This window comes from Bacillus sp. ISL-18 (genome assembly GCF_018613415.1).
Lineage (GTDB): Bacteria > Bacillota > Bacilli > Bacillales > Cytobacillaceae > Neobacillus.
This window is the reverse complement of the sequence record NZ_JAGGQG010000009.1, coordinates 56,214-69,396: the sequence shown is the minus strand read 5'-3', so window position 1 is coordinate 69,396 and position 13,183 is coordinate 56,214. Positions and strand designations below refer to the sequence as shown.

14 protein-coding genes are annotated in these 13,183 nt (G+C 36.5%); 11 read left to right on the top strand and 3 right to left on the bottom strand.

What is annotated here, in order from left to right:
* The first annotated feature begins 431 nt into the window (after nt 1–431).
* From J7E81_RS12415 to J7E81_RS12405, 3 genes are all read left to right on the top strand, one after another.
* A complete protein-coding gene (locus J7E81_RS12415; RefSeq protein WP_215042505.1) occupies nt 432–1,271 on the top strand; it encodes a DUF2935 domain-containing protein in 840 nt (279 codons plus the stop codon).
* Nucleotides 1,272–1,507: 236 nt separating this feature from the next.
* Nucleotides 1,508–1,990 (top strand): DUF1259 domain-containing protein, encoded by a 483-nt coding sequence (locus J7E81_RS12410; protein WP_235739303.1) that lies wholly within the window; start codon nt 1,508–1,510, stop codon nt 1,988–1,990.
* Between the two features lie 40 nt (nt 1,991–2,030).
* Nucleotides 2,031–2,648 carry a DUF1259 domain-containing protein gene (locus J7E81_RS12405; protein WP_251028610.1) on the top strand — a complete coding sequence of 206 codons (618 nt, stop codon included), beginning with the start codon at nt 2,031–2,033 and terminating at the stop codon, nt 2,646–2,648.
* A 211-nt stretch (nt 2,649–2,859) separates the two neighbouring features.
* Here J7E81_RS12405 and J7E81_RS12400 read toward each other — a convergent pair whose 3' ends face one another.
* Nucleotides 2,860–4,434, bottom strand: coding sequence for a GMC family oxidoreductase (locus tag J7E81_RS12400; protein ID WP_215042504.1), 1,575 nt, complete (start codon nt 4,432–4,434; stop codon nt 2,860–2,862).
* 311 nt (nt 4,435–4,745) lie between these two features.
* Here J7E81_RS12400 and J7E81_RS12395 point away from each other — a divergent pair, with 311 nt between their 5' ends.
* Together J7E81_RS12395 and J7E81_RS30560 are read left to right on the top strand one after the other, a co-directional pair.
* Nucleotides 4,746–5,753, top strand: coding sequence for an aldo/keto reductase (locus J7E81_RS12395; RefSeq protein ID WP_215042503.1), 1,008 nt, complete (start codon nt 4,746–4,748; stop codon nt 5,751–5,753).
* Between the two features lie 439 nt (nt 5,754–6,192).
* The gene (locus J7E81_RS30560; RefSeq protein WP_308162206.1) at nt 6,193–6,603 is read left to right on the top strand and encodes an MFS transporter; all 411 of its coding nucleotides are present in this window, start codon (nt 6,193–6,195) and stop codon (nt 6,601–6,603) included.
* A 208-nt stretch (nt 6,604–6,811) separates the two neighbouring features.
* On the opposite strand, the gene J7E81_RS12385 is transcribed toward J7E81_RS30560, so the two are convergent.
* Nucleotides 6,812–7,357, bottom strand: a complete 546-nt coding sequence (locus J7E81_RS12385; protein WP_215042502.1) for a TetR/AcrR family transcriptional regulator — start codon at nt 7,355–7,357, stop codon at nt 6,812–6,814.
* A gap of 246 nt (nt 7,358–7,603) precedes the next feature.
* Between J7E81_RS12385 and J7E81_RS12380 the strand changes: the two genes are divergently transcribed.
* The 5 genes from J7E81_RS12380 (at nt 7,604) to J7E81_RS12360 (ending at nt 11,338) form a co-directional block, all read left to right on the top strand.
* The gene (locus J7E81_RS12380; protein ID WP_215042501.1) at nt 7,604–8,044 is read left to right on the top strand and encodes a nuclear transport factor 2 family protein; all 441 of its coding nucleotides are present in this window, start codon (nt 7,604–7,606) and stop codon (nt 8,042–8,044) included.
* A 116-nt stretch (nt 8,045–8,160) separates the two neighbouring features.
* Entirely contained in the window at nt 8,161–8,748 is a 588-nt protein-coding gene (locus tag J7E81_RS12375) for an NAD(P)H-binding protein (RefSeq protein ID WP_215042500.1), read from the top strand.
* 152 nt (nt 8,749–8,900) lie between these two features.
* The gene (locus J7E81_RS12370) at nt 8,901–9,269 is read left to right on the top strand and encodes a nuclear transport factor 2 family protein (protein ID WP_215042499.1); all 369 of its coding nucleotides are present in this window, start codon (nt 8,901–8,903) and stop codon (nt 9,267–9,269) included.
* 152 nt (nt 9,270–9,421) lie between these two features.
* Nucleotides 9,422–10,267: an aldo/keto reductase gene (locus J7E81_RS12365; RefSeq protein ID WP_215042498.1), complete on the top strand. Its 846-nt coding sequence runs from the start codon at nt 9,422–9,424 to the stop codon at nt 10,265–10,267.
* A gap of 105 nt (nt 10,268–10,372) precedes the next feature.
* Entirely contained in the window at nt 10,373–11,338 is a 966-nt protein-coding gene (locus tag J7E81_RS12360; RefSeq protein WP_215042497.1) for an aldo/keto reductase, read from the top strand.
* A gap of 330 nt (nt 11,339–11,668) precedes the next feature.
* Here J7E81_RS12360 and J7E81_RS12355 read toward each other — a convergent pair whose 3' ends face one another.
* Complete coding sequence (locus J7E81_RS12355) at nt 11,669–12,214, bottom strand: TetR/AcrR family transcriptional regulator (protein ID WP_215042496.1); 546 nt, start codon at nt 12,212–12,214, stop codon at nt 11,669–11,671.
* A gap of 257 nt (nt 12,215–12,471) precedes the next feature.
* Here J7E81_RS12355 and J7E81_RS12350 point away from each other — a divergent pair, with 257 nt between their 5' ends.
* Complete coding sequence (locus J7E81_RS12350) at nt 12,472–13,113, top strand: SDR family oxidoreductase (RefSeq protein ID WP_251028609.1); 642 nt, start codon at nt 12,472–12,474, stop codon at nt 13,111–13,113.
* Nucleotides 13,114–13,183: the final 70 nt, after the last annotated feature.

Below are 13,183 nucleotides of genomic sequence, written 5' to 3'. Positions count from 1 at the left end.
CCATAGTTTGAATTAACCTTATTTTTGTTTTATTAATAAATAAAATACCCCAAAGACAAAAAAGCTAGAAGTTTTGTTCGGAGGGTTATTCATGCAATAAAAACGATAGGGAGACTTTAAAGAATGTTGAGCACATTCAGAATTATGGTGAGCATAGCTTCTTCCAGGTATTTGGCGGGAAATTAAAATAAAAGGGTGCAAATAGCATTCTCTCACTAAGATTTTGAGAGTTCTATTTGTTTTTATAACCCTGGATCCGCTCCCCGTTGAAATAGGAAATAAAGATTTTTAACAATAATCATTGGTAGAACAAAGATATACCTCTTTATTTCATAATTTTCAAAAGGAAAAAGGAACTTTTGCTTTAGGCATATTCAATACACTATGTAAATATGAATAGAACAGAGGGAGTATTTTTAGGAGGTTATATAATGAACGGGGATCATACACCTTTGCATGCTGATACCGGTGTTACATCTGGATTGTTTGTTGAGCGCTCTATAAATGAAATTCGTTTTTGGGCTAGGATCATGAAAGAACATTCTTTATTCCTTCGATTGGGTTTTAGAGCAGAAGATACTCAACTCATACAAGAGGCTAATCAATTTTATCGCTTATTTGAACAAATCGAGCAAACTGCGCATTCCTTTAATAATCAAACAGACCCCGAACAAATAAGAAGATTTAATTCAGAAGTACAACAAGCTGCAACTAATATTTTCCTATATAAACGGAAAGTCTTAGGACTAATTCTCACATGCAAATTGCCTGGGGCCAATAATTTCCCACTATTAGTTGACCATATAAGCAGGGAAGCTAATTATTTTAGAAAACGATTAATTGAATTAAATGAAGGGAAGTTACAACCGCTTCCAGATGCCATTATTAAAGAAAATGTCTTCTTCTTAAGGATTATGGCAGACCATGCCAAATTTATTGGTCATCTCCTTGATCCATCAGAAAGAAAATTAGTTGATTTAGCACGGAATTTCAGTAATGACTTTGATCAATTACTTTATCAAGCAAGAGACTTAGAATCTATGAAGCCACAATCTCAAACAGTTCCTCTTTTAGATCAATTCCTTGATCAAAATCGCGTGTCGGTAGTATCTCTTAGGGACTTCAAGCGAACAGCACGCGATTTAATTGAGCAATGTAAAATAAAGAGCATTATTCATCCTCTATTAGCAGACCATGTTTTTCGAGAAGCTGATAGGTTCCTAGAAATTATTGATATGTTTGACGCACATCTTACGGGTGGTACCAGATAACCTAGATAACTGCATAATTTAAGAAAAAGCCTTATTTCAGCCGAAATTAGGCTTTTCTTCTTCAACCGACCTGCCTCATTAGCATCATAAAAATAGCCGCCATATTGACAAAATCAATCTAAGTACATAACAAAAAATTAATAAAAAAAAGTTATTTGCCCTGAGTCAATTGTCTATGCTTGTCCAATATCCCTGAATAAAATGTTTAGTAATCAGTGGACAAGGGGGTGATTAAATTGGGAACAAATGATTTTCATCATGAAATGGGATCAAGTCGTGTATGGCATCCTGCAAGTAGAAATAGTAGCCGTAATTCTGTTGGAGGAGTCAACACTTCAACATGCCAACAATTAGCCGATATTATCGGCGGTGTGGTCATCGCATCAACCCCAGCATGCGTCGTTCAGCGCCTGCGAAATATTAATGCTACGATTTTAGGCCGCCGCACAGAATCTCCATTAGCCCTTCCATTTGCTCTTTCCTTTGAAGACAATGTAAGAGGAAGAACTCTTAACCTTGGGGAAACTGTACTCCTTCAAAAAGAAGCTAATGCTCTGATGTCTGCATTACAAAGAAGAGGCCTTATCGTAACTGCTTTCCATAACCACTGGCTTTTTGAAAAACCACGGTTAATGTATATGCACTGGGAGAACGTTGGGGACCCGTTTGAGTTTGCAAGAAATAGTTTTGAAGCTGCAAAAGAAGCAGGTCTTTTCTAAAATTATGGTTATTTAGTTCTAAGAGAAGGAGGTGATTTTAATGGCAAGACGAGACGTTTTTGAAAATTGGTTTAGATATGTTAATCGTGATACCGATACAGGCTCTTTCGGGAGAGATCAAAGGGAAGTAGAATTTGAATCCAGCTCCAGAGGGCATCATTCTTACAGAAACGGTAGTAATGAGATGAATTTCGAAATTGAATCTAGTTCAAACTTTACAGGGCATGAGTCAAGCGAACGAATGAGAAGTACTGACCGTGGTGAGGTAAGGGAGATTACTGCTTCAAAATGCCAACGACTGGCAGATATTATCGGCGGCGAAGTTATTGCAGCAGCACCAGTGTGTACTGTAATGCGCCTTCGCGATATTAATGCTACTATTTTAGGTCGCCGCACACGTTCACCGCTAGCACTTCCGTTTATGTTATCCTTTGAAAATAATGGTCTAAATCTTGGTGAATCGGTCGTTCTCCAAAAAGAATTAAATCGTTTTATTGCAGCATTACGGAAAAGAGGCCTTATTGTAACGGCCTTTCATAACCATTGGCTGTTTGAAAATCCACGTTTAATGTATATCCATTGGGAGAATGTCGGCATGTCTGCGGAAGAGTTTGCTAGAAATAGTATTTCTGCCGCAAGAGAAGCAGGACTATTCTAAAGAGAATGCCAGTTGTGATACTTCTTAAAGTAATCACAACTGGCTTCTTTTTTTAGAACAATAAAGAGAATAAAAAATAAGAATCAGATAACGTATCTTCAATTTCCTTTCTCTAATTAATAAAGCCATTTATGATAGGAATATATCATAAATGGCTTTATTAATTATAACAAACCAACTTCTTTCGCTTAAATTATCCTTGAATCATTTTTTATTGAATAAGCTGCTGGGCTATGGTATATCCAATTAGGTACGCCGCTGCTGACGTGTTTCCATCCACTGTAAATGGAATTATAGAGGCATCGGCAACTATTAAATTGTCCACTCCGTGTACATTTCCAAAACGATCTACTACCCCGCCTTGATGAAGGGGAGCCATTCGTAATGAACTCTGTTGATGGTGGTTATGACCGAAATTCTCTTTAATAAACTCTTCAAGTTCATCCTCTTTTTCAATTATTTCTGGGGTTGGATTAATCAGCTTGTAATTCGGATCTATACTGGAAAGTCTCTCCGCAATAGCTTTAATATAGGTTTTATATATTGTTTTTATTGCCTCCAAGTCATACTCGTTATCGAGAAAACCTTCATCTGCTAGTACAATTTTTAAAGGATCATTACTCTGAATCTCAATTCTTCCACGACTTCTAGGTTGTAAGAATAGAATAGCAATAGTTAAATTTTCTTCTGAAAATATTCCTACTAATTGCACACCACGGCGATTAGTATTTCCACTGAGTGGATTAGGTAAAAAGGCACCACCCGTATAAAGGGAGAAGGGATCGTTTTGCAGCTCAGTAATGTCTCTTTTGTTAACCGTAAAGGTTGCAGTATTTAACGTGTGATTAGTTAAAAATTCTCCTACGTTCGGATTATCAAAAATAACTGGAATACCCACATTCGTAAGGTCATTCGCAGGCCCAATCCCAGATAACATTAAAAGTTGGGCACTGTTTATCCCCGCTGAGATTATCACTTTTTTTCGAGCAAATGCTCGTATTTTTTTTCCTTCCATTAGAAATTCCATACCAATGGCAGTTCTTCGATCAAATAATATACGAAGTGCAGTTGTCTTATATAAAACTTGTAATTTACGCCCATTCACACCAAAACCGTCAGGCGTCATAATGTCTGATGACAAAAAGGCAGTCGATGAGCTCTCACGTTTTCCATTGTTTTTTTGAAATAGCTGCCATCTAGTAAAAGGGCCAATAGGGGTTAGAGGGTCATTATAATCAAGTATCTTATTAAATCCTGTTGCCTGTTCCATGGCGGAAACTAGTTTTTTTGTCATCTTAGGAGGATTTTGTGGGGCTTGCCTGATATTCAAACGCCCGTTATAACCGTGAATTTCTGGGCTCTTTGTTTTTCCGTGAAAATTTTCTAACTGTTTAAAGGTTTGTATTGCTTGTTCAGGTGACCAAAGTGGACCTAAAAGCATTTCCCAATCTCTTAATACAGAGGGTGTGGGTCTAACATATTGTTCTCCGTTTATCGAAGATCCACCACCAGAAAGCCGACCTGTTGTCCATTCAAAGCTTCTGTTATCTACTCCTGGTTGAGTTACACCTTCTCCTTGCCAGAAATATTTTGCGAAAAATTGTTCCTCAAGTTCAGGAGCATATCTAGAATCACTAATTGGCTTATCCTTATCATTATTTTCTCCTGCCTCTAGAACAAGGACTGAAGTTTTTTTATCATCTGTGAGTGTTTTTGCTAAAACGGCACCCGCAGGACCAGTTCCAACCACTATATAATCAAAGGTATTTGATGAACTTTTTTTCATTTCGAAAACCCCTTTTAACATTTAGGTCTTTTTTAAAAAGTAATGCAGCCAAGCGCAGAAAGATTTAATCCAATATCTTTTTAGTAGTTTATTCTAAATATGTGTTATGGAATGGACAAGTTGCCTAGTATGTACATCTTTATTTATAAAGAGGGGAGATAAAGGAGGAGGATATGATTAAAGTTATTAAACAATTTTATTGCATCTGTTCATTAATTAACAAATAATAACTATTTAACAATTGTAAGTCTCGCAAATATTTTTATACTTATAAATGAAGATTAAAAATATTTGCAAAGTGGGGAATGTAAATGAAATATACGAAACTTGGAAATACAGGATTAGATGTATCTAGTCTTTGCCTTGGCTGTATGGGTTTTGGAGAAAAGGAACGTTGGATGCATCCGTGGGTAATTGATGAAGAAAGCTGTCGTACAGTTATTAAAAAAGCTCTTGAGTTAGGTATCAATTTTTTTGATACTGCGAACACTTACTCGGATGGAACGAGTGAAGAATTTCTCGGACGTGCCCTTAAAGATTTTGCCAATCGAGATGAAATTGTCATTGCAACTAAGGTTTATTTTCCATTGGGCAAAGACTTAAATAGCAAAGGCCCGAACAGTATAGGATTATCCCGAAAACATATTATGAGAGAAATTGATAAGAGTCTGAAACGTCTTGGTACTGATTATGTGGATCTATACCAAATTCATCGCTGGGATTACAACACACCAATCGAAGAAACGATGGAAGCTCTCCATGACCTAGTGAAGGCTGGCAAAGTAAGATACATCGGTGCTTCTGCTATGTACGCATGGCAGTTTTTGAAGGCGAACCATGTGGCTGAGAAAAATGGTTGGACCAGATTTGTTTCAATGCAAAATCACCTTAACCTCATTTACCGTGAGGAGGAACGGGAGATGCTGCCGTTATGTAAGGAAGAAAAAATCGGCGTGATCCCATATAGTCCACTTGCGTCAGGTAGGCTTACCCGTGATTGGTCAGAAGACACTCTCCGTTCTGAAACGGATGCAACTCAAAAATCTAAATACGGTGCCACTGAAAATAACGACCGTCTTGTTGTAGAGAGAGTTGGGGAATTGGCGGAAAAACATGGTGTACTTAGAGCACAAATTGCACTTGCCTGGTTACTGCAGAAAGAACCAGTCACAGCTCCTATTATTGGTGCTACAAAAATTTCTCACCTTGAAGATTCCGTGGGTGCTCTATCGGTTAAGTTAACCACTGAAGAAGTTGCGTACTTGGAAGAGCCTTATGTTCCACATCCTGTGGTTGGTGCTTTAGGTTCTAAGCAATAATGTTTCAGCAATAGCTTTTTTAAAACAAAACCCTATTTTCCTAAATAAAGCAGGAGATTAGGGTTTTTTATGGTTTCTGGTTTCTGATTTCTGTTTTTTTAGCTATACATTCACCTCGGGTTGCAGCAATAAAACAAATAGATTCAATTATTAGTAAGGATATAACTGCCTTATATATAGGAAGTAAGGATGGATGCAATATTGTTTACACGTTTAAAAAACCTGTTTGCAATTAAAGGATATAGGTTATTTGTCATTAGTTTGTTGCTAGTCGGTATCGGAATTTCGATTACCCAGCCGTATTTATCCTTGTATGCTACTGAAGATTTAGGAATGAGTACGGGAGCTTTTGGTGTTTTCATGGCGGTGAGTTCATTAAGTGGTGTGGTTGTAAACTCCCTGATTGCAAAACGTTCGGATAGCGGGCTGGACCGAAAATGTGCTGGGTGCCCTGGGCAAAAAATTATCAAACCATGTCCTTATGATGAGCAGCTGCTTGATTGCCGTTATCTATTACATCATCTTGAGCGTTTCAGGCCATCCCTGGGAACTGACCGTTGCTCAGCTTTTGCAGGCAACATTTGTGGCGATTGTTATGGGAAATGGATTAAGCTATTTTACGGATCTGTTGCCACATTCACCAGGCTTGACCACAACGATCTATTCTAACGGCTCCACCATCGGAAGGTTAGTGGGAAATATGGGTGGCGGTATTATTTCTCAGTTTATAGGGTTCCGCCATGTTTTTTGGGTGTGTCTGGCCATCGTGATATTTTCATTCTTTATTTTATGGAGAACCAAACCCCAAGAGGAAATTCAAGAACAGGCAGGACACGCTCGGTCCGTGTAGTCAGTAATTTTTAACGGGAAGGTATGAATCCAGATGAACAAACATGACTGAAGAAGTTGGGTATTTGGAAGAGTCTTATGTTTAACATCCTGTGGTTGGTGGTTTAAGTTCTAAGTAATAATATTTTAGTAATAGCTTTGTAAAAAGCAAGACCCTGATTCCCTAAATAAAGCAGGAAATCAGGGTTTATTATGTTTGGGTTTTTTAACTATACAATCCTCTCAATCAAAATACCCACTTGTTCCGCCATCATTTGATGCGTATAAGGCATTCCATTCATAAACCACCATTCCACTAATTCCACATAAGCACCTGCAATAAATCGAAGAACGATCTCTTCATTTATACCGTGATTTTTTCCTTCTATTACATTTACTTCTCCTTTTAGCCCTTCGATAACAAACTCAAGGAACTGCCTACGAAAAGAAGGGGCCCCTTTACTGGCTAACATTGTTGAAAAAAATAAATAATGATTTTCAAAGTATTCAAACCAGATCAGATTCCCATCGATAAAATCCATATCAGATGCGGATTCGGCCAAATCCTTTAGTTCGTTGATATGTTCTTCAATAAGTTTATCCAGCAAATCAAATTTATCCAGGTAATGAAGGTAGATGGTTCTTCGACTGACATTTGCTCTGTCGGAAATTTCTTGTATGGTAATCTGATCAAAATTTTTTTCAGACATCAGTTCAATAACAGCTTTTTTTATCGCTTCTTGAGATTTAAGTATTCTCCTATCCACCTTAGACATTATGTAGTCACCAAACTTTCTAAAAGATTATGAACAATTTTGATCGATTTGTGCATTATTTCACGAATCAAGATTAATTGACAATTGTAGGCATTCTGTTTCTGTTTATAATTATATACAGATGTCACATAATTCATCAATGCGAATTATTTATGGCATCAAGATAGAGGAATAAGAAACAATCTTCTGTTCTTAACTCGCTATAAATCACAGGAACAAAAAAGTTAAAAATAAGGAGGAAATTCTATGTCATTAGAAATATTACAAGCAAAATCAGAATTAAAAGAATTAGTTGATACATTCTCAAATTTGGCCGATGAAAAAAACATTCCAGGTCAAATGCCTTTATTTACACCTGATACCAAAGTTCAAGTGTACATGGGCGATAATTTATTGTTTGATATTTCAGGAACGAAACAACTGGAAGAGGTATTCACAAGTTTCACAGCTAATGTTAAACGTTCATTTCATATGAACGGACAACAAGCTGTCAAAATTGATGGCAATACTGCCACAGGTATTGCCTACTGCCAAGTTAAATTAGTGAGCGAAGAAGATGGGAAAGAAGTCATCACCGATAGCAGTATCCGATATGACGATGAGTATGTGCGTCAAAACGGAACTTGGTTAATCAAAACCCGTATTTCTCACTTTTCCATTAATGACAAACGAACATTACAAAGCTAATTTGTTTTTATTCGGAATCTACCTAAAACAGAAACTGGTTCAAAAAGGGAATCCTAAAGGAAACTGTATCGATTGCTTGGGGGTTCCCAAATAATATAATGAAAGGAAGTTTAAATATGACGAATGTGTTAATCATTGGAGCAAACGGTTCACTTGCTCGTGTGGCTATTGATATGTTCCTTAAAGAAACTGATACACAGTTGGCGCTTTATTTACGTAACTCCCGAAGACTAAGAAACATTGATACAAATTATGTCCGAGTAATTGAAGGCGATGTTTTGGACCTTGAAAAACTAAAAGAGGCGATGATTGGACAGGATGTTGTCTACGCCAATCTTGCAGGTAATCTGGAACAAATGGCAAAAACAATTGTGGATGCAATGGACGCTACAGGTGTTAAACGTCTCATTTGGGTTAGTTCAATGGGCATATATAATGAAGTCCCAGGCGAAAGTCATGGTAGCATCTTAAATCCATATCGAAAATCAGCGGCGGTTATTGAAGCCTCAGACCTTGACTATACGATTTTGAGACCAGGATGGTTTACCCATATAGATGAAATTGACTATGAGACAACTCAAAAAGGCGAGCCATTTAAAGGGCATGATGTATCACGAAAAAGTATGGCTGACTTGATTGTAAAATTGGCTGTAACGCCTGGATTGGAAGTTCGTAGCAGCTTGGGTGTAAATAAACCTGAATAAGTAGGGTTAGCATAATCAATATATAATAAAAAACAGCGGTAAATGTATGATTTACCGTTGTTTTAATAGGAATTAATTCCAATTAAATTTAAGAATTTTGTTAGTAAAAATAACGCTTCGGGAATTCTTAAGAGGAGGTTGAACGTACAGATATGAGCGAAGATAAACAAAAAATCCTGGCTGTTTATCAACAGATTGATCATGCAATGGTTAATAAGGACATTCAAAGCTTAGATAACATCCTTGATGACAATTATGTATTAGTACACATGACTGGCTATCATCAACCTAAGCGAGAATGGCTACAACAAATAGATAATGAACAAATGAAATATTACAAAACCATGCCGCAAAAAACAACTATTACAATAGAAGGTAATACGGCCGCTCTTATTTGTGATACCAAACTTGACGCTAGAATTTATGGTTTTAGAACCACTTGGGGTATGAAAATGGAAATGCATTTTAAGAAACGTGGAGTCGATTGGTGCCCAGTAAATGCCATAGCAACAAGTAATTAGATATAAACAATTTATTACACGATTTTATTGGATTTGTGAATTAATCAACAAATCATACTCATTTAACCATTGTAACATCTCAGTTATGGATTTAAATTATACACATATGTTACCTAATGCATCAAAGGGTATATTCGTAAGGAGGAATTTACGTGGAAACTGTTACTTTATCTAATGGAATTAAGATGCCAATTTTAGGTTTTGGAGTGTATCAAATTCCTGAGCTTGAAGAATGTGAACGTGTCGTCAGTGCAGCAATTGAAGTGGGGTATCGTTCGATCGATACGGCTCAAGCTTATGGGAATGAAGAAGCTGTAGGGAATGCGGTTCGTAAAAGTGGTATACCCCGCACGGAATTCTTCATTACAACCAAAGTTTGGATTTCTAATGCTGGCTACGAGAAAGCTAAAGCATCAATAGAAGAGTCTTTACGAAAGCTGCAAACAGACTACATTGATTTACTATTAATTCATCAACCATTTAATGATTACTATGGTACTTATCGTGCTATGGAAGAATATTATAAGGCAGGAAAAATCAAAGCAATTGGTGTAAGTAATTTCTACCCTGACCGTTTCATTGATATTGCTAAGTTTAGTGAAATCCCTCCAATGGTGAACCAGGTCGAGACACATGTATTTAATCAACAAAAACAAGCCCAAAAAATAATGGAAAAATACGGGACTCAAATTGAGTCTTGGGGGCCTTTTGCAGAAGGAAGAAATGATTTCTTTACCAATGAAACTCTAAAGGAGATTGGAGAGCAATATGGTAAAACCGTTGCTCAAGTGGGACTACGTTATCTTCTTCAACGGAATGTTGTTGTCATCCCTAAAACGGTAACAAAAGAACGAATGGTTCAAAATTTTGATGTCTTTGATTTTGCTTTATCAAACGAAGACATGGATAAAATTGCGAAACTAGATCAAGAACAAAGTTTATTCTTCTCACATTACGCTCCTGAAACGGTTGAAATGATAACAGGACTAGTCAGATAAACAATAAAGACTGAAGCGAAAAGGGAGCTAGTATTGCTTCCTTTTTTGTTAGTGAGAACTAGAGTAGGATACATGCAGGATATACTTCTTTAGGAGTTGAGACAAATGAAAATGAGAGCATTAGGGAACAGTGGTTTAAATGTATCTGCGATTGGTTTAGGCTGCATGGGAATGGACCATGCTTATGGAAAGCCAGCTGACCGTGATGAAATGATCACGTTAATTCGTAGAGCTGTTGAACTGGGTTGCAACTTCTTTGATACTGCAGTGGTTTATGGAGAATCCAATGAAGAATTATTGGGCGAAGCACTTGCATCAATAAGAGATCAAGTTGTGATAGCGACTAAATTTGGAATTATTGGAACAGAAATTGTAAACGACCGTCTTCAACACATTTTAAATAGCACACCAGAATCCATTAGAGAACAAGTAGAAGGTTCCTTAAAAAGATTGAAAGTAGATAGCATTGATTTGTTTTACCAACATCGTATTGATCCGAATGTAGAACCAGAAGTTGTTGCAGAAACAATGAAAGAATTAATGGATGAAGGAAAAATTAAAGCATGGGGATTATCGAATGCACCAATTGATTATATGAAACGTGCACATGCGGTATGTCCGATTGCTGCCATTGAAAATCAATATTCCATGATGTGGCGTGAACCTGAAAAACAATTATTTGATCTATGTGAAGAGTTAGGGATTTCTTTTGTTGCGTACAGTCCATTAGGAAATGGCTTCCTAAGCGGAAAATATACAAAAGATACAAGGTATGAAGAAGGCGACTTTAGAAGCTTCATGGGTAGATTCAAACCTGAAGTCATTGACCATAACCAAGCGTTATTAAATTTAATTGCAGAAGTTGCTGAAAGCAAAAATGCAACATCTGCTCAAGTTGTATTAGCATGGGAATTAGCTCAAAAACCATTTATTATTCCAATCCCAGGTACTACAAAATTAAACAGATTAGAAGAAAATTTAGGTGGAGCGAATATAGAATTAACAAAAGAAGAATTAGATAGCCTAAATCTAGCTTTATCTAAACTTGATATTGACGAAACACATTTCTAATCAAAATTAGCTTAGTTGAAAGATAATTAACAACTTTAAGGGATTTGTACATTATTGCACGAATCAAGATTATTTGACAATTGCATGTATTTTGTTTCTATTTATAATTAGATATAGAAGTTCAAGATATTGAGTCGACACAGGCAAAACCAAATGGATTGTTACTGGTCATTCAGACAAAACCTAAATCGCTAAATAAGAGAGGCTTTTCAAGTCTCCTAATTTGTGATTTAGGTTTTTCTTTTATAAAAAACTGGTACTCCTCCACTAAAAAAAGAATAGTGAAAAGTTATTGTGCTTGTTTAGATGCTTATCATCACTCAAAGATTATTACAGATTTCTCTCTAATAAAATTCCTACTTGCTCTGCCATGACTTGAGCTGGATAAGGCATCCCATTGGTGATCCACCATTCAACAATTCCAACATATGAAGTGACAATAAATTGAAGAAGAACATCTTCATTTAACTCATGGTTCTTTCCTTGTGATATATTGACTTCATCCTTGAACTCTTCGACGAGAAACTCATGGAATTGCCTACGAAAAGAAGGGGCACCTTTGCTTGCTAACATGGTTGAAAAGAATAAATAATTATTTTCAAGGTATTCAAACCAGGGCAAATTCGCATCTGCATACTCTGCAGCTGAGGTTGCTTCACAGATTTCTTCCATTTCGTTAATATGTTCTTCAATGAGCTTATCCAGTAGATCGAATTTATCTACGTAATGAAGATAGATAGTTCCTCTGCTAACATTTGCGTGATCGGATATGTTCTGAATGGTGATATCATCAAAACTTTTTTCAGACATTAACTCAATCAAGGCATTTTTTATGGCTACCTGGCTTTTGGCTATTCTTCTATCTACTTTAGGCATTTTAAGGTTCACCAAACTTTCTTAAAAGATACTGAACAATTTTAATTTATTTGTTCATTACTAGTCATATTGAGTTGAATTAACAATTGTAAGCATCCAATTTCTGTTTATAATTATAAACAGTTGTTCATTACTGAATCAATATTTAATTATTTAAATTTAACAAAAAAGGACTGACCATTCGTTACTTTTTTTCTAAAAGCAGTTTTGATTATTTTCTAATTTTACCACTTAAAAAAATAAATGGAGGAGGGTTTATGTTGACTAATGTTTTAATCCTAGGTGCAAATGGCCAAGTTGCACGTATTGCTATTAATTTATTTCTAAAGGAAACTGATACTCAGTTGACACTTTATCTACGTAACTCAAGGAGACTAAAAATCGTTGATCTAGGTCGGGAACGTGTCATTGAAGGTGACGTAAACGATGTTGCTAAGTTGAAAGTAGCAATGGATGGACAAGATGTTGTCTATGCTAACATTGGTGGCTCAGATATTGTTCAAAAAACTCAAAACATAATCGATGCAATGCATGCCACGGGTGTTAAAAGGGGGATTTTTATTAATATTTTAGGGATTTATGACGAAGTACCTGGGAAGTTCGGGGAATGGAATAAGTACATGGTTGGCAGAGGAATGGAATATTGGCGAAAAGCGGCCAACATCCTAGAAGAATCAGATATTAATTACACGATTTTAAGATGTACTTGGTTCACGAACAAAAAAGAAGTGGATTACGAAATAACCGAAAAGGGTGAACCGCTATTGGGAACCGAGGTTTCTCGCAAAAGTATTGCCGCTTTGGTTGTCAAAATAGCCGAATCGCCAGAATGGGGTGTTCGTAGCAGTTGGGGTGTTAGCAAACCCAATACGGAAGAGGATAAACCCGTGTTTTATTAAAAAGCGGCACAATAAATTGTAAAATAAGCTCTTTAATCTTATCACTCTCCCGAATTTGACTATGCTCTTA